The 23,936-nt window shown below is 65.6% G+C and carries 25 protein-coding genes; 12 read left to right on the forward strand and 13 right to left on the reverse strand.

Features of this window, described 5'->3' with window-relative positions; genetic code table 11:
• Positions 1 to 2: 2 nt before the first annotated feature.
• On the reverse strand, positions 3 to 728 hold the full coding sequence (locus tag CK219_RS27625) for a GntR family transcriptional regulator (protein WP_095769780.1): 726 nt from the start codon (positions 726 to 728) through the stop codon (positions 3 to 5).
• A 134-nt stretch (positions 729 to 862) separates the two neighbouring features.
• Positions 863 to 1,633: an IclR family transcriptional regulator C-terminal domain-containing protein gene (locus CK219_RS27630; RefSeq protein WP_095769781.1), complete on the reverse strand. Its 771-nt coding sequence runs from the start codon at positions 1,631 to 1,633 to the stop codon at positions 863 to 865.
• A 101-nt stretch (positions 1,634 to 1,734) separates the two neighbouring features.
• Here CK219_RS27630 and CK219_RS27635 point away from each other — a divergent pair, with 101 nt between their 5' ends.
• From CK219_RS27635 to pcaF, 3 genes are read left to right on the forward strand one after another with little or no spacing between them, the layout of a single operon-like run.
• Positions 1,735 to 2,592, forward strand: a complete 858-nt coding sequence (locus CK219_RS27635) for a CoA transferase subunit A (protein WP_095769782.1) — start codon at positions 1,735 to 1,737, stop codon at positions 2,590 to 2,592.
• Positions 2,589 to 3,392, forward strand: coding sequence for a CoA-transferase subunit beta (locus CK219_RS27640; protein WP_095769783.1), 804 nt, complete (start codon positions 2,589 to 2,591; stop codon positions 3,390 to 3,392). Before CK219_RS27635 ends, CK219_RS27640 begins: the two co-directional genes overlap by 4 nt.
• Positions 3,393 to 4,598, forward strand: coding sequence for a 3-oxoadipyl-CoA thiolase (gene pcaF / locus CK219_RS27645; protein ID WP_095769784.1), 1,206 nt, complete (start codon positions 3,393 to 3,395; stop codon positions 4,596 to 4,598). It begins immediately after the preceding gene.
• A gap of 13 nt (positions 4,599 to 4,611) precedes the next feature.
• Here the strand turns inward: pcaF and pobA are convergent, their stop codons facing one another.
• The 6 genes from pobA to pcaD are packed head-to-tail and all read right to left on the reverse strand — an operon-like array spanning position 4,612 to position 9,434.
• The gene (gene pobA / locus CK219_RS27650; RefSeq protein ID WP_095769785.1) at positions 4,612 to 5,784 is read right to left on the reverse strand and encodes a 4-hydroxybenzoate 3-monooxygenase; all 1,173 of its coding nucleotides are present in this window, start codon (positions 5,782 to 5,784) and stop codon (positions 4,612 to 4,614) included.
• On the reverse strand, positions 5,784 to 6,836 hold the full coding sequence (locus CK219_RS27655; RefSeq protein WP_095769822.1) for a 3-carboxy-cis,cis-muconate cycloisomerase: 1,053 nt from the start codon (positions 6,834 to 6,836) through the stop codon (positions 5,784 to 5,786). Before CK219_RS27655 ends, pobA begins: the two co-directional genes overlap by 1 nt.
• Before the next feature lie 11 nt (positions 6,837 to 6,847).
• Positions 6,848 to 7,462 (reverse strand): protocatechuate 3,4-dioxygenase subunit alpha, encoded by a 615-nt coding sequence (pcaG, locus tag CK219_RS27660; RefSeq protein ID WP_095769786.1) that lies wholly within the window; start codon positions 7,460 to 7,462, stop codon positions 6,848 to 6,850.
• Positions 7,462 to 8,214, reverse strand: coding sequence for a protocatechuate 3,4-dioxygenase subunit beta (gene pcaH / locus CK219_RS27665; protein ID WP_095769787.1), 753 nt, complete (start codon positions 8,212 to 8,214; stop codon positions 7,462 to 7,464). Before pcaH ends, pcaG begins: the two co-directional genes overlap by 1 nt.
• Positions 8,207 to 8,605 carry a 4-carboxymuconolactone decarboxylase gene (pcaC, locus tag CK219_RS27670; protein ID WP_095769788.1) on the reverse strand — a complete coding sequence of 133 codons (399 nt, stop codon included), beginning with the start codon at positions 8,603 to 8,605 and terminating at the stop codon, positions 8,207 to 8,209. The genes pcaH and pcaC overlap by 8 nt, the downstream gene beginning before the upstream one ends.
• Positions 8,598 to 9,434: a 3-oxoadipate enol-lactonase gene (gene pcaD / locus CK219_RS27675; protein WP_176477173.1), complete on the reverse strand. Its 837-nt coding sequence runs from the start codon at positions 9,432 to 9,434 to the stop codon at positions 8,598 to 8,600. Before pcaD ends, pcaC begins: the two co-directional genes overlap by 8 nt.
• 68 nt (positions 9,435 to 9,502) lie before the next feature.
• On the opposite strand from pcaD, the gene pcaQ reads away from it, so the two are divergent.
• The 8 genes from pcaQ to CK219_RS27715 all read left to right on the forward strand — a co-directional run bounded on the left by pcaQ (position 9,503) and on the right by CK219_RS27715 (position 17,624).
• Complete coding sequence (pcaQ, locus tag CK219_RS27680) at positions 9,503 to 10,420, forward strand: pca operon transcription factor PcaQ (protein ID WP_095769789.1); 918 nt, start codon at positions 9,503 to 9,505, stop codon at positions 10,418 to 10,420.
• Between the two features lie 181 nt (positions 10,421 to 10,601).
• Positions 10,602 to 11,918 carry an ABC transporter substrate-binding protein gene (locus CK219_RS27685; protein ID WP_095769790.1) on the forward strand — a complete coding sequence of 439 codons (1,317 nt, stop codon included), beginning with the start codon at positions 10,602 to 10,604 and terminating at the stop codon, positions 11,916 to 11,918.
• Between the two features lie 19 nt (positions 11,919 to 11,937).
• Complete coding sequence (locus tag CK219_RS27690; RefSeq protein ID WP_280950927.1) at positions 11,938 to 12,678, forward strand: ABC transporter ATP-binding protein; 741 nt, start codon at positions 11,938 to 11,940, stop codon at positions 12,676 to 12,678.
• Positions 12,675 to 13,403, forward strand: a complete 729-nt coding sequence (locus CK219_RS27695) for an ABC transporter ATP-binding protein (protein WP_095769792.1) — start codon at positions 12,675 to 12,677, stop codon at positions 13,401 to 13,403. Before CK219_RS27690 ends, CK219_RS27695 begins: the two co-directional genes overlap by 4 nt.
• Positions 13,400 to 14,296 (forward strand): branched-chain amino acid ABC transporter permease, encoded by an 897-nt coding sequence (locus tag CK219_RS27700; RefSeq protein WP_095769793.1) that lies wholly within the window; start codon positions 13,400 to 13,402, stop codon positions 14,294 to 14,296. The genes CK219_RS27695 and CK219_RS27700 overlap by 4 nt, the downstream gene beginning before the upstream one ends.
• Entirely contained in the window at positions 14,293 to 15,354 is a 1,062-nt protein-coding gene (locus CK219_RS27705) for a branched-chain amino acid ABC transporter permease (RefSeq protein WP_095769794.1), read from the forward strand. The genes CK219_RS27700 and CK219_RS27705 overlap by 4 nt, the downstream gene beginning before the upstream one ends.
• Before the next feature lie 2 nt (positions 15,355 to 15,356).
• Entirely contained in the window at positions 15,357 to 16,142 is a 786-nt protein-coding gene (locus CK219_RS27710) for a coniferyl-alcohol dehydrogenase (protein WP_095769824.1), read from the forward strand.
• A 36-nt stretch (positions 16,143 to 16,178) separates the two neighbouring features.
• Entirely contained in the window at positions 16,179 to 17,624 is a 1,446-nt protein-coding gene (locus CK219_RS27715; RefSeq protein ID WP_095769795.1) for an aldehyde dehydrogenase, read from the forward strand.
• Positions 17,625 to 17,791: 167 nt separating this feature from the next.
• On the opposite strand, the gene CK219_RS27720 is transcribed toward CK219_RS27715, so the two are convergent.
• From CK219_RS27720 to CK219_RS27740, 5 genes are all read right to left on the reverse strand, one after another.
• A complete protein-coding gene (locus CK219_RS27720; RefSeq protein WP_095769825.1) occupies positions 17,792 to 18,646 on the reverse strand; it encodes a sugar phosphate isomerase/epimerase family protein in 855 nt (284 codons plus the stop codon).
• 1 nt (position 18,647) lies between these two features.
• Positions 18,648 to 19,424 (reverse strand): ATP-binding cassette domain-containing protein, encoded by a 777-nt coding sequence (locus CK219_RS27725; protein WP_095769796.1) that lies wholly within the window; start codon positions 19,422 to 19,424, stop codon positions 18,648 to 18,650.
• Positions 19,421 to 20,407, reverse strand: coding sequence for an ABC transporter permease (locus CK219_RS27730; protein WP_095769797.1), 987 nt, complete (start codon positions 20,405 to 20,407; stop codon positions 19,421 to 19,423). The genes CK219_RS27725 and CK219_RS27730 overlap by 4 nt, the downstream gene beginning before the upstream one ends.
• A gap of 130 nt (positions 20,408 to 20,537) precedes the next feature.
• Entirely contained in the window at positions 20,538 to 21,527 is a 990-nt protein-coding gene (locus CK219_RS27735) for a substrate-binding domain-containing protein (RefSeq protein WP_095769798.1), read from the reverse strand.
• Positions 21,528 to 21,587: 60 nt separating this feature from the next.
• Positions 21,588 to 22,664, reverse strand: coding sequence for a LacI family DNA-binding transcriptional regulator (locus CK219_RS27740; protein ID WP_095769799.1), 1,077 nt, complete (start codon positions 22,662 to 22,664; stop codon positions 21,588 to 21,590).
• 146 nt (positions 22,665 to 22,810) lie between these two features.
• Between CK219_RS27740 and CK219_RS27745 the strand changes: the two genes are divergently transcribed.
• Positions 22,811 to 23,842, forward strand: a complete 1,032-nt coding sequence (locus CK219_RS27745) for a hydroxyacid dehydrogenase (RefSeq protein WP_095769800.1) — start codon at positions 22,811 to 22,813, stop codon at positions 23,840 to 23,842.
• Positions 23,843 to 23,936: the final 94 nt, after the last annotated feature.

A 23,936-nucleotide genomic window follows, 5' to 3' on the forward strand; every position in this document is an offset into this window, starting at 1 on the left:
GCTCAGAACTCCAGGTGCAGCGCGAAATGCGCCGGGTTGAGCAGGCTGGTGACGAATTCGATGGCGCGTCCGTCGGCGGCGCGCGTCAGGCGGCGCGTGCGCAGGAACGGCGTGCCGGGCGCGCAGGCGAGGATCGTCGCGTCGGCGGCGCTCAGCATCTCGATGTCGACCCATTCCTCACCGTGATCGGGAACGAGCCCTGCCCCGCGCAGCGTCTGGTGCAGCGAGCCCTCCCGTAGTCCGCGCAGCGGTATGTCTTCCAACTCCGGCGACAGCGGCAGCCGGCTGCGCTCAATCGAGATGGCATGACCGTCGTCGGCATTGGTGCGGGCGCGATCGACGGCGATGAAGGACGAGCTCTCGACGCCGAGCCTGGCAGCCAGTTCGGCGTCCTCGATGATCTCGAGCCGCAATGTGCGGGTCTCGGCATTGGCGCCCGCATTGGCAAGCGCGCGCGACCAGCCGATCGCGTCGTCGACCGGCATGCCGTCGAAGGTGACGAAGGAGCCGATGCCGACCTTGGTGGTGATCAGCCCGCGGCTCGATAGTTCCTCGAGCCCTTTGCGGACCGTGTTGCGGCTGACGGAGAAGCGCTGGACAAGCTCGTTTTCGCTCTGCAGGCGGTCGCCGAAGCCGAGCAGGCCGGAGCGTATCTCATGCTCCAGAACCGTCGCGATCTGCTCGGGCTTGCCCGTGCCGGGAGTGATCTGCGTCGCGCGACGAGCCATATCAATACCTGTACAGTGAACCTGTATAATCCTGTTCAATATCGGATTTGAGTTTCTCCGTCAACGAAGCTTCACGGTTCAAGAATGGAGGGTTAGGCGCGGAATGAACCTGGGCCCGCATCAACCGGCGCCGTTCAAACGAAGAAGAACTCCTCGACACGCTGCTTGGCCTGCCGCAGCGCCGGCAGGATGTCGCGCTCCATCGCCTCGACCGAGAAACGGGCGGATTGCGTCGAGACGTTGATGGCGGCGACGGTACGGCCGGCGCGATCGACGATCGGCACCGCGATCGAGCGCAGGCCGAGTTCCAGTTCCTCGTCGACGATGGCAAAGCCATCCGCCCTCGCCTTGTCGATGGCCTTGCCGAGCGCGGCGCGGCCGGTGATCGTCTTCGGCGTCCGCCGCTCGATCTTCACTTGCGCCAGGAAGGTCTGCAACTCGTCCGCCGCCAGACCGGAAAGCAGCACCCGCCCCATCGACGTGCAATAGGCCGGCAGCCGCGTGCCGACATCGAGCGCGACGCTTAAGATTCGCCGTCCGGGGATGCGCGCGACATAGACGACGTCCTCGCCCGACAGCACCGCCGCGTTGCAGGCTTCGTCGAATTTGCCGGCCACCTCGCGCATGATGGGCGCGGCGAAGGTCCAGAGCGAGGCGCCGCCGAGCCAGGTCCGCGCGACCGCCAAAAGACGCGGCGACAGCGAGAATAGCCGGCCGGACTGGGTGGCATAGCCCGTGGCGACCAATGTCAGCAGAAAACGGCGCGCGCCCGCGCGGGTGAGGTCCGCCTGCTCGGCCATCTCGGTCAGCGTCATGCCGGCCGGATGGCGCGCGAGGATTTCCATCACTGTAAGGCCGCGTTCCAGCGAGCCGACATGATCGCGCGAAATGGCTTCCTCTTCCATGGGCGCCTCCAGGCCGGTGTTGACTCAATGCAAAGGCTGGAGCTAAAAATATCTCATATAAAACATATGTTCGCAATACGAACTTTTCACGGAGCCCGGCGATGGTCAAGTTCCTGCCGCTGAAAGAAGCGGTCGCGGAAAATCTACATGACGGCGACACCGTCGCTTTCGAGGGCTTCACCCATCTGATACCCACCGCCGCCGCGCATGAGGCGATCCGCCAGGGCTTTTGCGACCTGACGCTGATCCGCATGACGCCCGACCTGATCTACGACCAGATGATCGGCATGGGCATGGCGAGGAAAATCGTCTTCTCCTATGTCGGTAATCCGGGCGTAGGCCTGCTCAGGCGCGCCCGCGACGCCATCGAGAACGGCTTTCCGCGCGTCATCGAGGTCGAGGAGTACAGCCACGCCGGCATGGCCAATGCCTATGAGGCGGGCGCCGCCGGCCTGCCCTGCGCGGTGTTTCGCGGCTATCGCGGCGCCGGTCTTGCCGCGGTCAATCCCAACATCAAATCGGTCACCTGCCCGTTCACAGGCGAGGTGCTGGCGGCCGTTCCGGCGATAAGGCCCGACGTCACCTTCATCCACGCGCAGAAGGCGGACCGGAAGGGCAACGTGCTGGTCGAGGGCATCATCGGCATCCAGAAGGAAGCCGTTCTTGCCGCAAAGCGGGCAGTGGTTACGGTCGAGGAAGTGGTCGACAATTTCGCCGATCTGCACCCAAACCTCACCGTGCTGCCGAACTGGACAATCGCGGCGATTTCCGTCGTGCCGGGCGGCTCGCACCCCTCCTACACGCATGGCTATTACGAGCGCGACAACGCCGCCTATCTCGAATGGGACGAGATCGCCGCCGACCGTGACCGCTTCCAGGCGTGGATCCGGAAGAACGTCATCGAGAGCAGCGCGGACGTCTTTGCCGGCCGCGTCGAGCACCTGAGGAAAGCCGCATGAGCGACGCGGACAATCTGGGCTTCACCTCGAACGAGATGATGACGATCGCCGCCAGCCGCGCGCTGAAAAGCGAGGATGTCTGCTTCGTCGGCATCGGCGCGCCATCGGCAGCCTGCAATGTCGCGCGACTGACCCATGCGCCCGACATCACGCTGATCTATGAGAGCGGCACCATCGGCACCGCGCCCGACGTGCTGCCGCTGTCGATCGGTGATGGCGAATTGTGCGAGACGGCGGTCACCACTGTCGCCGTGCCGGAGATGTTCCGCTACTGGCTGCAGGGCGGCCGCATCTCGATCGGCTTCCTGGGCGCCGCCCAGCTCGACAAATTCGGCAACATCAACACCACCGTCATCGGCGACTATGCGCATCCCAAGACCCGCCTGCCCGGCGGCGGCGGTGCGCCGGAGATCGCCACCTCGTCGCGACAGGTCTACATCACCATGGCCCAGTCGAAGCGGGGCATGGTCGAGAAGATCGACTTCTTCACCTCCTTTGGCCATGGCGACGGTGGCGATCATCGCAAGCGGCTCGGCATCGATACCGCAGGGCCGACGCTTTTGATCACCGACCTCGCCATCTGGAAGCCGGACCCGGCGACCAAGGAGTTTACCGTGGTGTCGCTTCATCCCGGCGCAACGCGCGAGCAGGTGCAGGAGACTTGTGGCTGGGTCGTAAAATTCGCCGAGGCCCTTGACGAGACGCCGGCGCCGACGGAACTCGAGCTGAAGACATTGCGCGACCTGCAGGCCCGCACCAAGGCGGCGCATCAAGGGACCGCCAAAGGGAGAGCTGCATAGATGGCCGAAGCCTTCATCTGCGACTACATCCGCACGCCCATCGGTCGCTTCGGCGGCGCGTTGTCCTCCGTCCGCGCCGACGATCTCGGCGCAATCCCACTGAGGGCGCTGGTCGAGCGCAATGCCGGCGTGGACTGGGCGGCGGTCGATGACGTCGTTTATGGCTGCGCCAACCAGGCCGGCGAGGACAACCGCAACGTGGCACGCATGGCGCTGCTGCTTGCCGGTCTCCCGCAGGACATCCCCGGTTCGACGGTCAACCGCTTGTGCGGCTCGGGCATGGATGCCGTCACCATCGCCGCGCGCGCCATCAAGTCCGGCGAGGCCGAGCTGATGATCGCCGGCGGCGTGGAATCGATGAGCCGCGCGCCCTTTGTCATGCCGAAGGCGGACGCCGCCTTCTCGCGCAACGCCGAGATCTACGACACCACCATCGGCTGGCGCTTCGTCAACCCGCTGATGAAGAAGCAATATGGCGTCGAGTCCATGCCGGAGACCGGCGAGAACGTCGCCGAGGATTTTTCCGTTTCCCGCGCGAACCAGGACGCCTTCGCGGTGCGCAGCCAGGACAAGGCCGTTGCCGCTCAAGGCAGCGGCCGGCTGGCGAAAGAGATCACGTCCGTGACGATCCCGCAGAAGAAAGGCGATCCGGTCGTCGTCTCGAAGGACGAGCATCCACGCGCCGGCACCACCGTCGAGACCCTGGCCAAACTGCCGGCGCCATTCCGCCAGGGCGGCACCGTGACGGCCGGCAACGCCTCAGGCGTCAATGACGGTGCGGCCGCCCTCATCATCGCTTCGGAAGCCGCGGCGAAGAAGCATGGCGTGACGCCGATCGCCCGCATCCTCGGGGGTGCCGTCGCCGGTGTGGCGCCGCGCATCATGGGCATCGGTCCGGCCCCGGCCACCAAGAAGCTTTGCGCCCGCCTTGGCCTGACGCCCGAGCAATTCGATGTCGTCGAATTGAACGAAGCTTTCGCCTCGCAAGGCATTGCCGTGCTGCGCCAGCTTGGCATCGCCGAGGATGCCGCGCACGTCAATCCGAACGGCGGCGCGATCGCGCTCGGTCACCCGCTCGGCATGTCGGGCGCGCGCATCACCGGCACGGCGGCGCTCGAGCTTCGCGAGCGCGGCGGCAAGCTGGCTTTGGCCACCATGTGCATAGGCGTCGGCCAGGGCATCGCCCTCGCGCTGGAGCGGGTTTGACCAGTCAGGCAGATCAATAGGGCAAGCCGACGTAGTTTTCGGCGAGCGCGGTCGATGCGGCTCTCGAATGCACGAGATAGTCGAGCTCGGCTTCCTGGATGCGTTGGCCGAACTCTCCCGTCTCCGGAAAACGGTGCAGCATCGTCGTCATCCACCAGGAAAAGCGCACCGCTTTCCACACCCGCGCCAGCGCCTTGGCCGAATAGGCGTCGAGCCCGGCGTCTGACTTTTCGCGGTAGAATTCACGAAGCCCGGCAAACAGATAGCGCACGTCGCTGGCCGCGAGGTTGAGGCCCTTGGCGCCGGTCGGCGGCACGATATGGGCGGCGTCACCGACCAGGAACAGCCGGCCGAAGCGCATCGGCTCGGCGACGAAGGAGCGCAGCGGCGCGATCGACTTCTCGAACGATGGGCCGGTGGTGACTGCGGCAGCCGTCGCCGGCGGCAGGCGGCGGCGCAACTCGTCCCAGAAGCGGTCGTCCGACCAGGCCTCGACGCGCTCGTCGGCGGGAACCTGCACATAGTAGCGGCTGCGCTGCGGCGAGCGCATCGAACAGAGCGCGAAGCCGCGCTCGTGATTGGCATAGACCAGCTCATGGTCGGCCGGCGGCACCTCGGCCAGCACGCCCAGCCAGCCGAACGGATAGTGGCGCTCGAACGTCTTCAAGGCGTTTTCCGGCACTGATCTGCGGCTGACGCCGTGATAGCCGTCGCAGCCGGCAATGAAGTCGCAATCGATGCGGTGCGTGACGCTGTCCTTCTCGTAGGTGACGAAGGGCGACGTGCCATCGAAACCATGCAGCGCGACATTCGACGTTTCGAAGAAAGTCACCAAGTCCGCCGCCTCGCGCTTCCGCATCAGATCGAGCGTCACCTCGGTCTGGCCATAGACAGTGACATGCTTGCCGCCGGTGAGCGCGGTCATGTCGATGCGGTGCGCGCGGCCGTCGAAGGCGAGCGAAATGCCTTCATGCGGCAGGCCCTGTTCATAGAGCCTCTCCGCCGCGCCCGCTTCGCCGAGCAGGTCCACCGTGCCCTGCTCGAGCACGCCCGCGCGTACCCGGCCAAGCACATGCTCGCGGCTCGACCGCTCGAGTATGATCGTCTCGACGCCAATCGTGGCAAGCAATTGGCCGAGCAGCAGCCCGGACGGCCCCGAGCCAATGATGGCGACTTGCGTGCGCATCAATGACCGAGGCTCTCGATCTGTCTGGCCAACTCGGCTGCAAGCCCGAGCGCGGCCGCCGTCGCCACGACCATTTGCGGCAGGATGAGCCATTCCAGCGTCCAGGCCGAACCCGAGCGCTCCTGCTCATGCACCAGCGCCTGGTGCATGCCGGAAAGCTGGACGGCATTGAAGCGGGCGAGGGCCACCAGGGCTTCCGCCTTCACGGGATTCTGCTTGTGCGGCATGGTAGATGAACCGCCGCCGCCGGACAGCTTGATGTCAGTGCCCGCCTGCGCCATCAGCGCAACGTCCTTCCCGAACTTGCCGAGGCTGCCGGTCACCAGCGACAGCCAGCCGGCGAACTCGGCGAGCGCGTCGCGCTGATTGTGCCATTGCGGCGCGTCAGCGAGGCCAAGCTTCGCGGCAAGCGCGGCGCGCACTGCGGCGGCCTTGTCGCCGAGCTTTTCCAGCGTGCCGGCGGCGCCGCCGAACTGCACGACAAGCAGTCGGCCGGAGAGCTCCTTCAACCGTTCCTGGTGACGCTGGAGCGGCGCTCGCCAGGAAGCGATCCGGTCGGTCACGACGATCGGTATCGCCGGCTGCATGCGCGTCACCGCCATCATCGCCCTGCCCTCGAAATCCTGTTCGAGTCCGGCGAGCCGCACGACGTTCTCGCTGAGCAGCAGGCCGACATGCTCGACCGCCCCGCTCAGGCGCAGCACCAGCGATGTATCGATCACATCCTGGCTGGTGGCGCCGAAATGAACGAATGCATCGTGCGGCACGCCAACAGCAGCCTTGATCTGTCGCACCAGTTCCGGCACCACGACGCCGTCGGCGGCGACGCCGGCGCGCAGCTTCGCCGTATCCGGCCGGAACGCCGCCAGCGCCTTCGAGATCGCCGTCGCCGCATCGCGGGAAATCGCGCCGCACTCGGCCTCCGCCTCGGCCAGCGCCCGCTCGAAGCTGAGCATCGCGGCGATGTCGGCTTCGACGGAAAAATGTCTGGCCGCCTCTTCGTCGCCGAGCAGGCCGGAAAGCAGCGGGTGATCAAAGGGCGAAACGGTCATGGCGGCCACGGTCAGCTGTCGAAGAAGACCGTCTCCTTTTCGCCCTGCAGGTGGATGTCGAAGACGTAAGTATCGCCCCGGCGCTCGGCGATCAGCGTCGGCACACGCAGGCGGTGCTCGATGCGGGCGAGGATCGGGTCCTCGGCATTGGCCTTTTCCTCGTCGGAAAAATAGAGCCTGGTGTGCAGGCCGACATTGATGCCGCGCGCCACGATCCACAGCGTGATGTGCGGCGCCATCAGCCGGCCGTCGCGAAACGGCACGCGGCCCGGCTTGATCGTCCGGAACAGGCAGACGCCCGTTTCCATGTCGGTCGGCTGCCGGCCCCATCCAGGGAAATTCGGATCGGCGGCGCCGCGCAATTCCGACGGCGAATTGTAGAGCCCGTTGGCGTCCGCCTGCCAGATCTCGATCAGCGCATCCTTGAGCGGCGTGCCGGTGCCGTCGAGCACGCGGATGCGCAGCTCGATGCGCTCGCCCTTGGTCTCGCCGTTGAGCATCGTCGAGCCAAGGTCGTTCGCATAGACGCCGCCGATGCCGCAGAAATTGGGCGTCAGCCCGATATGCACGTAAGGGCCGGCGGTCTGCGAAGGGCTTTCCTTCAACCGGTCGAGCGACTGCGCCATCAATTACCCTCCGGCCTGTTCTCGAACAATGTCGAGCGGCGCCCGCGCAGCACGATGTCGAACTTGTAGGCGAGCGCATCCATCGGGATGGTCGACTGCATGTCGAGCGCGGCGATCAGCGCCTCGATAGCTTCCCTGTTGGAAACACCGCCGACGATCGGACAACGCCAGATCAGCGGATCGCCCTCGAAATACATCTGTGTGATCAGCCGCTGCGCGAAGCCATGGCCGAACACGGAAAAATGGATATGCGCCGGCCGCCAGTCGTTCGGCCCATTCGGCCACGGATAGGGCCCGGGCCTGACCGTGCGAAAGGCGTAGCTGCCGTCTTCGCCGGTGATCGTGCGGCCGCAGCCGCCGAAATTCGGATCAAGGGGGGCGAGATAGGCGTCCTTCTTGTGACGGTAGCGGCCGCCGGCATTGGCCTGCCAGAATTCGAGCAGCACGCCAGGCACGCCCTTGCCCCGCTCGTCGAGCACGCGTCCATGGACGATGATGCGCTCGCCGAGGGCACTCTCGCCAGGCCTGGCGAAATTGTGGATCAGGTCGTTGTCGAGCTCGCCGAGCATCGCGTGCCCGAAGACCGGTCCGGTCAGTTCCGACAGCGTGTTGTCGAATGCCACCAATGCCCGTTGCGGCGAGCGCAGCACCGAGCTCTTGTAGTTCGGCGTGAAGGCGGCCGGATGCCACTGGCGGTCGCGCTGGAAGAAGGCGCCGGTCTCGGGTGAACGGTTCGAGCCTTGCTCAGCCATGGGCGGCTCCGTCCATCTGCGCGAACACCTCCTTGGCGATCTTGAAGGCGCGGTTGGCGGCCGGAACCCCGGCATAGATCGCGACATGCAGGAAGGCTTCGCAGATGTCGTCGCGCGACGCGCCGGTATTGGCGGTGGCGCGCACATGCATGGCGACCTCCTCGTCATGGCCAAGTGCTGCAAGCAGCGCCAGCGTCACGATCGAGCGTTCGCGCTTCGACCAGCCCGGCCGCGCCCACACCGTTCCCCAGGCAGCCTCGGTGATCAATTGCTGGAACGGCCGGTCGAAATCGGTCGCGGCATCCTCGGCGCGGTCGACGTGGGGATCGCCAAGCACGGAGCGGCGGACCTCGAGACCCGTCCGGTAGCGGTTCTTCGTGACATCATCCATGGGCAGACGTTTCCTCAGGCAATGAGGTGGCGAAATCGCGGATCAAGGTGACGAGCGCCTCGGGCTGCTCGATGCACGGGATGTGCGCGGCATCGCGGATCATTTCGAAGCGGGCGCCTGGGATCAGATCCGCCAGCGAGCGAACAAGGTCGGGTGGCGTCGAGCCGTCCTGATCGCCGACGATGCAGAGCGTCGGCGCAGTGATACGCCGCGCCGCGTCGGTAAGATCGGCATCGCGCACCGCCATGCAGGTGCCGATGTAGCCAGACAGAGCCTGCCTGGTCAGCATGTTGCAGCAGCCGGCCAGGTCCGCCGCACGCTTGGCATGGAATTGCGGCGTGAACCACACTTTCATGATGCCTTCGGCGATCGCCTCGATGCCGTCGCGCTCGACAGTCGCGATGCGCGTGTTCCAGCTCTCATCCGTGCCGATCTTGTGCGCGGTGTCGCTGAGGATCAGAGCCTCGACACATTTGGGGTGGCGGGTATAGAGCCGCTGCGCGATCAGGCCGCCGACCGACAAGCCGCACAGCACGACCTTCCCGAAGCCGAAATGATCGATGAGGCCCAGCAGGTCGTCGACATGGTCGTCGATCGAGCGCACGCCGCCACCGATATCCGACAACCCATGCCCGCGCTTGTCGTAGACGAGCATCGGTATTTCGCCGGCAAGCCGCGCGACGACGTCGTCCCAGATCCGGAAATCGGTGCCCAGCGAATTGATGAAGATGATCGGACGCGACGTGCCCGTCGCCTCGATGTAGCGGTGATGCAGCGTCACGCCGCCTATGCTGACGAATGGCACGATTTCGATCCTCCAAAGCCACATTGCACCAGCGGTTTGGTTCGGTAAAATGATATTTTGCGGCGTTTCATTAACTCTGAGGTTATCGAACCATGGCCGAAAGCCGGATCCGCTTCCGCCATCTGCAGGCCTTTCTCGAAGTCGCTCGGCAAGGCAGCGTGGCGCGCGCGGCCGACTTCCTGCATGTCAGTGCGCCGGCCGTGACCAAGACCTTGCGTGAGCTGGAGGAAGCGCTCGGCGTCGCCGTAGTCGAGCGCGACGGGCGCGGCATCCGGGTCACGCGTCTCGGCGAGATCTTCCTCGGCCATGCCGGCTCGGCGATCTCGGCGCTGAAGCGCGGCGTCGATTCCGTGCGCCAGGACGGCGCTCTCCATCGCGACCCGATCCGCATCGGCGCGCTACCGACGGTGTCGGCGCGCGTGATGCCGCTCGCCATGAACCTGTTCCTCGAGGAAAACACCGGCGCCGCGCTCAAGATCGTCACCGGCGAGAACGCCGTGCTGCTCGAACAGTTGCGCGTCGGCGCGCTCGACCTCGTCGTCGGCCGGCTCGCGGCGCCGGAGCACATGACCGGCTTCTTCTTCGAACATCTCTATTCCGAGCAGGTGCTGTTCGTGGTGCGGGCCGGGCATCCCCTGTCGGAACCCGGGGCAGACATCTTCGCGCGGCTCGACGACTTCCCCGTCCTGATGCCGACGCGGGAATCCGTCATACGCCCCTTCGTCGACCGGCTCTTCATCACCAACGGCATGACCGCGCCCGCCACGGAGATCGAAACCGTTTCTGATTCCTTCGGCCGTTCCTTCATGCGCCAGAGCAATGCGGTGTGGATCATCTCGGCCGGCGTCGTTGCCAATGAGATCGCCAGCGGCGCTTTCGTCGCACTGCCGGTGGATACGGAGGAGACCAAAGGGCCGGTGGGTTTGACCATGCGCACCGACACCGCGCCCTCGCCCGCCTTCACCATCCTGTTGCAGACGATCCGCGAAGCCGCGCGGCACCACGCCTGACGATCGGGCTAGCAGTTCGAATTTCGCTAACCCAGCGGTTAATAAAACACCGTAAAATATCATTTTACCGAACCAAACCGCTAGTGCAATGTGATCTCCGGAGGATCGAAAGCCGTGCCGTCCGGCCGCAAGCGGAAGACCCGTTTGCCGTCGTGTCGAACGGCGACTGAGGGAGGAGCAGATGTCTCATAAAATCGGCAGCAAGCCCGCCATATCGGGCATTTCACGACGCCAGTTCATCGCCACATCGATGGCCGGTGGCGCAGCACTTGCGTTCGGCCGCGGCAAGGCTTTCGCGCAGGCCGCCGACACGCTCAAGGTCGGCTTCGTCAGCCCGCGCACCGGCCCGCTCGCCGGCTTCGGCGAAACCGACGGCTATGTGCTTGACCTCGCCCGCAAGGCCCTGGCCAACGGCATCGAGCTCGGCGGCAAGAAATACAGCGTCGAGATCCTCGACCAGGACACCCAGTCGGATCCGTCGCGCGCCGGCCAGTTGGCAAAAGACCTGATCAACAACCAGGCCATCGACCTGATGCTGGCCGTTTCCACGCCCGAGGTGATCAACCCGGTCGCCGATGCCTGCGAGGCGGCCGGCGTGCCGTGCCTCTCCACCGTCATGCCGTGGGAGGCGTGGTATTTCGGCCGCGGCGCCAAGCCGGGCGCGCCCTCGCCTTTCAAATGGACCTATCATTTCGGCTTCGGCGTCGGCGAATTCTTCAAGACCTATATTTCGCAGTGGAACCTGATCGAGACCAACAAGAAGGTCGGCGTCATGTATCCGAACGACGCCGACGGCAACGCCATTCGCGCCAACCTCGCGCCGCTCCTGGCCAAGCAGGGTTTTACGATCGTCGATCCCGGCGCCTATGAGACCGGCACAACCGACTATTCCTCGCAGATCGCGCTGTTCAAGCAGGAAGGCGTCGAGATCTTCAACTCCTTCCCGATCCCGCCGGACTTCGCCGCCTTCTGGCGCCAGGCCGCGCAGCAGGGGCTGACCCGGCAGATCAAGATCGCCCAGGTCGCCAAGACCGGCCTGTTCCCCTCCGACATCGAGGCGCTCGGCGATCTCGGCATGAAGATCTCGAGCGCCGCCTATTGGCACAAGGCCTTCCCCTACAAGTCGCCGCTGACCGGCGTCTCCGGCACCGAGCTTGCCGACGGTTACGAGGCGGCGAGCGGCAAGCAGTGGACACAGCAGCTCGGCGCCTCGATGTCGCTGCTCGACGCCGGCTTCGAAGCCCTGAAGGCGAGTTCCAACGCCAAGGACAAGGCGGCGGTCGCCAAGGCACTGAGCGTGCTGAAGACCGAGACCATGATCGGCAAGGTCGACTTCACCAGCGGCCCCGTCGCGAACGTGTCCCCCGGCCCGATCATCGGCACGCAATGGGTCGCCGCCAAGGAAGGCTCGAAATTCCCGCTCGACTATGTCGTGACCGAGAACGCCACCGACCCGAACGTGCCGGTCGGGGCCAAGCTCCAGCCTTACAACGGCTGATTAAGTCGGGGCCCGCATCGTGAACGCGACGCCCAACGGTGCCGTCCTCAGCGCCGCCGGCATCCACAAGCGCTTCGGCGCGCTTGTGGTGCTCGACGACATCGACTTCGCCATGGGCGCCGAGGAAGCGGTCGGCATCGTCGGCCCGAACGGCGCCGGCAAGACGACGCTGCTCAGCGTGCTCTCCGGCGCCTATCCGCCGAGCGCCGGAACCATCGCCTTCAAGGGCGACGATGTGACCGCGCTGCCGGCCACGCAGCGCTGCCGGCTGGGCCTTGTGCGCACCCATCAGGTACCGAAACCCTTCGGCGGCATGACCGTCTTCGAGAATGTCTTCGTCGCCGCCTCGCATGGCGCCGGACTCGGCCGCGACGAGGCTTATGAGGAAGCGCTCGGCTCGCTGAAGCTCTGCGGCATGCTCAGCATAGCCAACCGCCGCGCCGAAACGCTCGGCCTGCTCGACCGCAAGCGGCTGGAGCTCGCCCGCGCGCTCGCCGCGAAACCGACGCTGCTTCTGCTCGACGAGATCGGCGGCGGCCTGACCGACGGCGAGGCGGGCGAGCTCGTCGAGACCATCCGCGAATTGCGCCGCCGCAGGATAGGCATCGTCTGGATCGAGCACATCGTCCACGTGCTTTTGCAAGTGGCCGAACGGCTGATCTGCATGGACGCCGGCAAGATTATCGCCGACGGCGAGCCGCAGGCGGTGATGGCCGACCCGCAGGTGATCAGCGCCTATCTCGGCGGAGGCCCGAAATGAGCCTGCTGTCGGCCGAGGATCTCGTTGTCCGCCACGGCCTGCTGCAGGCGGTGCGCGGCGTCAGCTTCAGCCTCGAGCGCGGCGAGACGCTGGCGCTGGTCGGCGCCAACGGCGCGGGCAAGACGACGCTGCTGCGCGCAATCGCCGGCGCGCACCAGGCGGCCTCGGGCCGTGTGGCCTTCGACGGCGACGATCTCTCCGGTGTGCCTTCGCATGAACGCGTCCGCAAGGGCATCGCCCTGGTTCCCGAAGGCCGGCGGCTGTTCGTGCAGATGACGGTCGAGGAAAACCTTCTGCTTGGCCGCACTGCCGGCCGCCCCGGCGACTGGAGCGTCGAACGCGTGCTCGACACCTTCCCCAACTTGAAGCCGCGCCGCCATGCCAAGGCCGGGCATCTTTCCGGCGGCGAGCAGCAGGCGACCGCAATCGGCCGTGCGCTGATGAGCAATCCCGACCTGCTCCTGCTCGACGAGGTCTCGCTCGGCCTGTCGCCGCTGGTCGTCGACCGCGTCTATGCCTCCCTGCAGGGGTTGATCGGCTCCGGCACGACGATCATCCTGGTCGAGCAGGACCTCAACCGCGCGCTCTCCGTCTCCGACAAGGTGATCTGCATGCTGGAGGGCCGGATCGTCCTTGCCGGCGACAGCAAGAGCGTGTCGCGCGACGAGGTGACCAAGGCCTATTTCGGCCTGCACCGGAAGGGCGCCGGAGGCGTGCCGGCATGATGAACCAGATCGTCCAGGGCGTCCTGCTCGGCGGCTATTACGCGCTGATCGCCTGCGGCCTCTCCTTCATGTTCTCGGTGATGCGCATCATCAACCTGGCGCATGGCAGCCTCGCCGTGCTGTCGGCCTTCGCGCTGTGGCTGCTCGCCTCGCGCTTCCACATCTCGCCATTTCTGGGCCTGCTCGTCGTGCTGCCGCTGATGGCCGCGATTGGCTGGGCCCTGCAGCACTTCCTGCTCGAGCGCAGCGCGCGCGGCGGCGCGCTGCTGCCGATCCTCACAACCTTCGGCCTCGCCATCGTCATCGACAATTTGCTGTTCGAACAGTTCGGCGCCGACACGCGCTCGCTGGCGCCCTTCATCGGCAGCCTGTCCTACGATTCCTGGGAATGGCCGGGCAGCCTCTATGTCGGCAAGCTCGCGGTGATCATCTTCATCACCGCCGTCGTCCTGCTTGGTGGACTGCAACTGTTCCTCACCCGCACCGGGTTAGGCCGCTCGATCCGCGCGACCTCGGAAGACCCTGATACCGCCGGCATTGTCGGTGTCGACGCGCGCCGCTCCATGGCAATAGCCGCGGCAATCGCCATGGTCACGGTCGGTCTCGCCGGCGCCTTCCTCGGCATGCGCGCCACCTTCGATCCCTATGCCGGCGCAACGCAACTGCTGTTCGCCTTCGAAGCCGCCGTCATCGGCGGCGCCGGCTCGCTCTGGGGAACGCTGATCGGCGGCATCGTGCTGGCGCTCGCCCAGACGCTCGGCGCCAGGATCCATCCGCAAGGTTTCCTCATCGGCGGCCACGTCGCTTTCCTGATCGTTCTGTTCATCCGGCTGTACACTTCCGGCCTCGGCCTGCGCGGCCTGCTGCGCCTCTCCACGCGGAAAGCCTCATGAACACCGCCTCCCTGGTCATCGAGCGTGGCACGCCCGCTTCGCGCAGCGCCGGCATCGGCGTTTTAACCATCATTCTGCTACTCGCCATCGCGCCGCAATTCCTGTCGGCCGGCGCGGTCGATCGCATGACGGCGCTGTTCATCTATGTGATCCTCGCCGCCATGTGGAATGCGCTGGCCGGTTTCGGCGGGCTGGTCTCGGTCGGCCAGCAGGTGTTCTTCGGCCTTGGCGCCTACTTCGCCATCCGCCTCGCCAATGCCGGGCTCAATCCGTTTGTCTCGCTCTTCGTTTCGGCGGTCATTGTCGGCGCGGTGTCCTGGCCGATCTCGTTGTTCATGCTGCGCTTGAGGAACGGCGAGTTCGCCATCGGCATGTGGGTGATCGCAGCGCTCACCCACCTGCTCGTCAATCTCGACCGGCTGATCCAGGGCGAGACCGGCACGTCGCTGATCTCGCTCAACGTCTACGATGCATCGACACGCAGGCTGACCATCTATTGGCTGGCGTTGGCGTCGATGACCGCCCTGCTCGCGATCCTGTTCAGCCTGCTGCGCGGCAGCACCGGCGCCGCCATTCGCGCCATCCGCGACAATGAGGATGCGGCGGCCTCCGTCGGCGTGCGCGTCACCGGTACCAAGCGGCAGCTCTTCGTGCTCGCCGCCTTCGGCATCGGCGTCGCCGGCGCGCTGTGGCTGGCCACCGCGATCACCTTCCAGCCGAAGACCTATTTCAACGTGCAGTGGACCGCTTACATGATCTTCATGGTGCTGGTCGGCGGTATCGGCACCTTCGAGGGCGCCATCCTCGGCGCGCTGCTCTTCTTCCTCATCGAGACCTGGTTCGGCGGCACCGGCGTCTGGTACTTGATTGGGCTCGGCGCCGCGGCACTGGCCTTCTCGCTGCTCTTGCCGCGCGGCCTCTGGGGCACGCTCGAAGAGCGTTTTGGTTGGCGCCTGCTGTCGGTCGGCTACCGCGTCAGGCTTCCCGCCAGCGCGGCGGATCCGACCGGCGAGGCCATTTCACCAGCACCCACTGCGGCACACAGCGAGAAGGCATGAGCATGCTGTTCGGCAAGACGATTCTCATCACCGGCGTCGCCTCGGGCATCGGCGCCCGCACGGCGGAACTCGCGGGCCAACTAGGCGCCGATGTGATCGGCGTCGATTTGCGCGAGCCGGCCGGCCAACAGGGCGTCTTCGTCCAGGCCGACATCTCGTCCAATGCCGGCGTCGACGATCTCGTCGCGCGGCTGCCGCAGCGCCTCGACGCGCTCTGCAACGTCGCCGGCCTCTCCGGCAACACCGGTGCCGCGCCGACGCTCGCCGTTAACTTCTACGGCCTGCGCGCGCTTTCCGAGGCGCTGGCGCCCAGGCTTCGCGAAGGCGGCGCCATCGTCAATGTCGCCTCCATTGCCGGCTATGGCTGGCGCGCCAACCTGAACCGCGCTGCCTCGATGGTCAGCATCGAAGGCTTTCCCGACGTCGCCAAGGTGATTGCCGACCATGCGGTGAAGAACGAGGAAGGCTACCCGGTCTCGAAGGAGCTTTTGCTCCTGTGGACCTTCCGCGCGGCGCATCACGACCTGTTCAAGAGCCGTGGCATCCGCGTCAACGCGGTCAGCCCAGGCCCGGTCGAGACGCCGATCCTGAAACAGTTCCGCTCGGTCCTCGGTGACGCCAAGGTCGACAGCGATATCGCGCGCGTCGGCCGAGCCGGCACATCGGGCGACATCGCGCCCGTCGTGCTATTCCTGTGCTCCGACGGGGCGCGCTGGATCAACGGCGCCAACGTGCCGGTCGACGGCGGCCTCGAAGCGTCGATCAACGCGCAAGTGCTTGGCTTCTAATTTTGCAACGCTCCAGCGGAAGCGAGGGAGAAACCCATGGACATCGGACTTCTGATTGACGGCGACGAAAGGGCGGCGACCGGCAAAGCCTCTTACGAGCGCCTGGACCCCTTCACCGGCAAGCTCGCGACGCGCGCCGCCGCCGCAAGCATTGCCGACGCCAACGCCGCGGCAGATGCGGCGGCGGCAGCCTTCGACGCCTGGTCGAAGACCGGACCTGGCGAGCGCCGGATGCTGCTTTTGAAGGCGGCCGACGTCATGGCCTCGAAGGTCGGGGAATTCACCAAGCTGATGATGGAAGAGACCGGCGCCACCGGACCCTGGGCGGGCTTCAACGTCATGCTGGCGTCCAACATGCTGCGCGAGGCGGCGGCGATGACCACGCAGATTTCCGGCGAGGTTATTCCATCCGACAAGCCGGGCACGCTCGCCATGGCGATCCGCCAGCCGGCAGGCGTGTGCCTCGGCATCGCGCCGTGGAACGCGCCGGTCATCCTCGGCACGCGTGCGCTGGCGATGCCGCTCGCCTGCGGCAACACGGTGGTGCTGAAGGCCTCCGAACTATGCCCCGGCACGCATCGCCTGATCGGTCAGGTGCTGGTCGAGGCCGGCCTGCCCAAGGGCGTCGTCAATGTCGTCACCAACGACCCGAAGGACGCGGCGGCAATCGTCGAGGCGCTGATCGCGCATCCGGCGGTGAAGCGCGTCAATTTCACCGGCTCGACCAAGGTCGGCCGCATCATCGCCGAGCTCTCGGGGCGGCACCTCAAGCCGGCGCTGCTCGAGCTCGGCGGCAAGGCGCCACTGGTCGTGCTGGACGACGCCGATATCGACGCTGCCGTGAATGCCGCGACCTTCGGCGCCTTCATGCATCAGGGCCAGATCTGCATGTCGACCGAACGCCTGATCGTCGACGAGAAGATCGCCGACGAGTTCGTCGCCAAGCTTGCCGCGCGTGCCTCGCAACTGCCGGCCGGCGACCCGCGCGGTCATGTCGTGCTCGGCTCGCTGATCAGCAGCCAGGCGGCGGATAAGATGGAGGAGCTGATTGCCGACGCGACCGCGAAGGGTGCAACGCTCGCGGCCGGCGGCAAGCGGACAGGAACGGTGGTGGAAGCGACGCTCCTCGACCACGTGACGCCCGCGATGCGCGTCTATTCGGAAGAATCCTTCGGCCCGGTGAAGCCGGTCATCCGCGTGAAAGGCGAGGACGAGGCGGTGCGCGTCGCCAACGACACCGAATACGGCCTGTCGTCCGCCGTCTTCAGCCGCGACATCCGCCGTGCCATGGCCGTTGCCGCGCGCATCCACGCCGGCATCTGCCACATCAACGGCCCGACCGTCGGCGACGAGGCGCAGATGCCTTTCGGCGGCGTCAAGGGTTCGGGCTATGGCCGCTTCGGCGGCAAGGCCTCGATCGCCGAATTCACCGACCTGCGCTGGGTGACGATCGAGGACCCGGGCCAGCACTACCCGTTCTGATTGGCCGCTTCTTCCTTCTTCCCTGTGGGAGAAGGTAGATCGGCGCGCAGCGCCGAGACGGATGAGGGGTGTTCCAGCAGAGTGAGACGCTGGCTTTCCCTGGAGCACCCCTCATCCGACCTCGCTTAGCGAGGCCGCCGTCCCCACAAGGGAAGGAAGAAATGCCCTCACCCCAGCGTCAGCCCGGCCTTCATCGCCTCCTCGCGCAAGAACGGCAGGCCGACCTCGATCACGTCGCGCGGATCTTCCGCCACGGGCCGCCAGACGGCGAGCCCGCCGGCGATGTCGACATCGACATGGTTCATGCTTTCGAGCGTGATCGCGCCCTGGTAGCCGATGTCGGCGATGGCCTTCATGCAGGCCGCCCAGTTGAGCATGCCTCGTCCCGGCACGCCGCGGTTGGCTTCCGACACATGCACATAGCCGAGATAGGGCGCCGCCGCCTCGAAACCGGAAGCAAAGCTCTCTTCCTCGATATGCATGTGGTAGGTGTCGAGATGAATGAAGATGTTGGGCGCGCCGATGCGCTCGATGATCTTTGCCGCGTCGATGCCGCGGTTGATCAGGTGCGTCTCATAGCGGTTGCAGGGCTCGATGCCGAGCTTCAGGCCGCGCGACTTCGCCGCCTTCGCCGCGCGTTCGAGGAAACGGCACATACCGTCGATTTCCCTTTGCGTCGGCGCGCGGCCGGTGGTCTTGCCGATCGTGCCGTAGGTGACGCCGCCGAGCGCTTCCGCGCCGACCTCATTGCAGACCCGGAAAGCCGGTTCGAGGAAATCCAGCGCCTCGTCCGGCCGTTCGACCACATCGAGCGCGCGCGGCAGGCCGAGCGAGGGGACCAGTTCAACACGATAGTGATTGGCAAAGCTGCGCGTCCGCTTGGTGTCGATCTCCTCAGGCCGAAGCAAAGGGATCTCCATCAGCCCGATGCCGTATTCCTTGAGCCTGTCCATCTGCGGCTCGATGCGGGCGAGGTCCCAGACCGGTGCGATGGCGAAAGTGTGCAGTCCGAAGGTGTTCATGTCAGCCTCGTTGCTCATGCGCCGCCGCTGCGGCCGTATCGCCGCCGCCGACGATGCGGCTGACGACTTCGTTCATGTTGGTCCTGGCGGTGACGAGATCGGCGTCCGCCCTGCCGTGGCGCAGCACGACAATGCGGTCGGTGACCGACAGCACGTCGTTCAGCCGGTGCGAGATCAGGATGACGGCGATGCCTTCGGACTTCAGCCGCCGGATGAGATCGAGCACGCTCTGCACCTCGCGCACGGCCAGCGCCGCAGTCGGCTCATCCATGATGACGAGCTTCGGATCGAAGGTGAGCGCCCGCGCGATCGCCACCGTCTGCTGTTGGCCGCCGGAGAACGAACCGACCGACCGGTTTATCGACGGCAGATGCGCGCCCAGCCGCTCGATCATTTTCGACGCTTGGCGATCCATCTCGCTTTTGTCGACGAAGCCGGGGAATAGGCCGAGCAACTTTTTCGTCGGTTCGCGTCCGAGGAAGATATTCGACGCCACGTCCTGTTGCTTGGCCAAAGACAGATCCTGGTAAATCATTTCGATGCCGAGGCGCCGCCGCTGACCGGGGTCCAGCGCCAGGATATCCTTGCCATCGAACTCGATCGAGCCGGTGTCGGCACGGTAGATGCCGGTGATGGTCTTCATCAGCGTCGACTTGCCGGCGCCATTGTCGCCGACCAGTCCGACCACCTCGCCGGCCGCGACCGAAAGGTCGACGCCATGCAAGACATCGACCGCGCCGAAGCTTTTGCGGATGCCGCGCAGCGAAAGCAGGGTCATACGCGCGACTCCTTCCGCACCTGGTATTGGTCGATGAAGACCGCGAGGATCAGCACCGCGCCGATCGCCATCTGCTGGTAATAGGATTGCACGGCAAGCAGCGTCAGCCCGTTCTGCAAGACGCCCATGATCAGCGCGCCGATCATGGTGCCGAGGATCGAGGCGCGGCCGCCGAACAGATTGGTGCCGCCGATGATCGCCGCCGTGATGGCGGTGAGCTCGTAATTGATGCCGGCGGTCGGATCGCCGGCATTGACGCGGGCTGTGAACAGCAGACCGGCAAGCCCGGCGAGCGCGCCCGACAGCGTGTAGATGATGCGGCGGTGATGCTCGACGCGGATGCCCGCGGCTCGCGCAGCACCTTCGCTATCGCCCAGCGCCAGCGTGTGGCGGCCGAAGCGCGTATAGGCGAGCACCGCATGCGCGACGATGGCCGTCAGCACCAGGATGATCACCGGCATAGGGACGCCGAACGGCCGCCCCTGCCCGATATAGACGATCTCGGGCGGCAGGCCGTAGATCGCCCTGCCCTTCGAGATGACCAGCGCCAAACCGCGCGCCAGGCCTAGCATGCCGAGCGTGACGATGAAGGCCGGCACGAAGGCGCGGGTGACCAGCTGGCCGTTGATGTAGCCGGCGATCCCGCCGGCCAAGATGCAGGCGATCACTGCGAAGACCGACGGCCAGCCGAGATTGACCGCCACGAAAGCGCCTGCGACGCCCGCAAGCCCCATGACCGAGCCGAGCGACAGATCGAGCCCGCCGGAACCGATGACGAAAGTGGCGGCGATCGCCAGCACGCCGATCGTCGAGGTCGCGAGCAGGATGTTGAGGAAATTGCTGAGCGACAGGAAATAGGGCGACAGGAGCGCCATCGCCGTGCTCAGCGCCAGAAGCACCACCAGCGACTCCAGCCGGATGTGGAGCCTTTCGACGGATGCGCGCTGCACCCTAGCCCAGAAGCCGGGCTGTTCAGAAGCCATTTTTTCTACCCTTCGGGTAAGGGAGTAGGGGAGTAGGGGAGTAGGTTAGTAGAGGAGTAGGGAAGATGGGCGAAGCGCAAACGCGCTCCCCTACTCCCCTACTGCCTTACTCCCCTACTCCCTTCCTTCCTCACTTCACATATTGCAGCATCGGCTCCTTGCCGGCGTCGAGCACGTCCTTGGTCAGCACCAAAGTCGGCACGGCAATGCTTTCCGGAACCTTCTCGCCGCCGAGCGCCTTCTTGACGTTCTCCACCGCCTGCTTGCCGACCAGATAGGGAAGCTGCGCGACAGAGGCATTGAGGCGGCCTTCCTTGATCGATTTCACCGCATCGACATTGCCATCGACGCCGATGATCGTCACCTGCGAACCCTTGCCCGCCGCATAGACAGACTCGACTGCACCAAGCGCCATGCCGTCATTGGCGCAGAAGATGGCGACGAGATCAGGATGCGCGGTCAGCGTGTCGGTGGCGATCGAAGCGGCCTTGCCGCGGTCCCAGTCGCCCGGCAGCGAAGCGACGATTTCGAGGCCGGGCGCCAGCTCCTTCAGCTTCTCGGCAAAACCCTTGGCACGCTTCTCGCCGGTGATGTTGCCGGACAGGCCTTCGATCACCAGCACCGGACCCTTGGCGTCCTTGCCGAGCTTGTTGGCGAGATATTCCGCGCCCTGCGCGCCGGCGGCGATGTTGTCGGAGCCGATATGGAAGGTGACCTTGACGCCTTCCTTGTCGAGCACCGCCTGGTCGAGATTGTTGTCGAGGTCGACGATCTTGATGCCGGCCTCCTGCGCCGACTTCAGGCAAGGTAGAAGGTTGGTCGAGTTGATGGCCGCGGTGATCATCGCCACCGGCTTGCGCTCAAGCATGGTGTTGCAAAGGTTGAGCTGCGGTTCGGCTGCCTGATCGCTCTCGGCCGCCTGCTGGAAATACTTAACCCCGGCTTCCTTGGCGCCGTCCGCGACACCCTGCGCCATCGCGCCCCAGAACGGGTTGGCCAGTGTCTTCATCAGCACGCCATATTCGCCGTCCTCGGCCTTGGCAACGCCGACGGCGGAAAATGCAAGCGCGACGCCCACGGCAAGGGTAAATCGATTTATCCTTGGGAAATGCGAAATCATTCTATCCTCCGTTGATCCTTGGCGCCGGATGCCACGGCCAGGGCCGGCGCATGCTTCCGCTCACGACAATGGGGGCTGTTGTCGGTCTCCTCCCCCGGAATGCGGACCGCTGCCTGGCGAGCCAACGGATTCCCGCATCAACACCTGGCAGGGCTCGAGCCGCGCCGTGGGTGGTCCCACATCACCCTCGACCCTGCGAAACAAAAGGTTCATCGCCTCGCTGGCGATCTGCCGCACCGGCTGCACCACGGCCGCGATCGCCGGCCATGTCACCTGCATCCATTCGGCGTCGTCGAAGCCGACCAGCGAGATATCGTCCGGGCAGTGCCAGCCGCGGCGGCGGAATTCCGACAGCGCGACAAGCGTGCCCTTCAAAAGCAGCGAATAGACCGCGGTCGGCCGCTCGCCGCGCCCGAAATAGTCGCGCAGCGACGACCGCAGCGGCGCGACGCTGACTTCGGACGTGATGACGTCGATGCGCACCGACGGGTTGAGCGCCAGCGCCTGGCTGCGAAAACCTTCCAGGCGCGCCCGCACGGTCGCCGCCTGCTCGGCAAGGCCGATAACCAGTATATGGCTGTGCCCATTGCCGATCAGCATCCGCGCCACTTCGGCGCTGGCGGCAGCGCTGTCGGCCGAGACGGTGTCGAAGGCGTCGTCGGACAGCACACGGTCGATCAGCACGCCGGTCATGCCGTGGGCTTTCATGAAGGCAGCCGCCGGCCCGTGCTCATTGCGCACCGGCGCCAGCACCACGCCGGCAACGCGCCAGTCATGCATGCGGGCGAGGATCTCTTTCTCGCGCGTCTCCGATTCTCGGCTCGATGCCGCGACCAGCGTATAGCCGCGCTGCTCGGCAAGGCCTTCCAGCTCGGTGACCATCGAACCGAAGAACTCGCTTTCGAATTCCGGCATGATGGCGCCGATGATGCGGCGCTTGGCCCTGCGCATGTCGGAGGCTAGAGGATCGACGCGATAGCCCAGATGCTCGACGGCATCGAAGACGCGCTGCGCGTTTTCAGGCTTCACCGTGGTGACACCGGCCAGCACCTTGGAGACGGTGGCCGCGGACACGCCGGCATGGCTTGCCACGTCATGGATCGACGGACGCCTTTGCCGGGCTTCCGGTTGCGCCATTGACTTCCTCCCGAGGACAGGCAGCCGATCAGCCACCTCGCCATTCCATTCGATAAATCGATTTTTCGTTCTTGTAAATCGTTTCACCGGGAGTAAGACTGGAAAGAAGTGATTGACGCGATCCAGTCGTGTCCCGGGAGGAAAACATGTCCGACAACACCTTGCCGCTGGTGATCAGCGCACCCGAACCGCGCACGCTCGACCTGATCTTCACGCCGCCGCAACTGGCGCGCCTGCGCAGCCACTATCGCATTGTCGAGACCACGCCGGAAGACGTTTCCGCCCTACCCGCCGAAACTTTGGCCGAGGCGCGCTATATCATCGGTCAGCCACCGATTTCATCCGAAACGCTGGAAAAGCTGAAGGCGCTGCGCTGCGTCTTCAACGTCGAGACCAACCTCCTCAACAACATGCCTTATGAGACGCTGTTTTCGCGCGGCATCCATGTCGTCACCACCGGCCTGGTCTTTGCCGAGCCGGTCGCGGAGCTCGGCCTGGCCATGGCGCTGAACCTTGCCAGAAACATCGTCGACGCCGACCTCGCTTTCCGGCAGGGCAAGGAATTGTGGGGCGGCGACGGCAACCAGGCGGCGCGCCTGCTTTCCGGCGCCGATGTCGGCATCATCGGCTTCGGCGATCTCGGCCGCGCGCTCAACCGCCTGCTGACCGGCTTCCGCACCCGCACGAAAGTTTTTGATCCATGGCTGCCGCCATCGATCCTGATCGACAATGGCGTCGAGCCGGCCTCGCTGGACGAGGTGCTGTCGCAAAGCGATTTCGTCTTCGTCGTTGCTTCCGTCACCAGCGAGAATGAAGGTTTCCTGGGCGCCGACGCCTTTGCCAGGATGCGCAAGGGCGCGGCCTTCATCCTGCTCAGCCGCGCCGGAGTCGTCGATTTCCCGGCATTGATGCAAGCGGTGAAGAGCGGCCACATCGTCGCCGCGAGCGACGTCTTCCCGGAGGAGCCGCTGGCAAAGGACCATCCCGTCCGCACCCTGCCCGGCTTCCTGCGTTCGGCGCATCGCGCCGGCGCGCTCGATATCGCCTTCAAGCGCATGGGCGACATGGTGCTGGAGGATATGGACCTTATCGACCGCGGCCTGCCGCCCCTGCGCTCCAGGCGCGCCGAGCGCGAGACGGTTTCGCGCATGCGCTCCAAGCCGGTCGACAGGAACTAGTGGCACTGCACGGGATTTCGAAGGGTTGCCGTTTGTCTTGGCGCAGAATTTTCCGTTCATGTCCGTGAAATCGGCGCAACGCCGGGGATTGATT

Origin of the sequence: Mesorhizobium sp. WSM4313 (genome assembly GCF_002294725.1) — a bacterium.
Classification (GTDB): domain Bacteria; phylum Pseudomonadota; class Alphaproteobacteria; order Rhizobiales; family Rhizobiaceae; genus Mesorhizobium.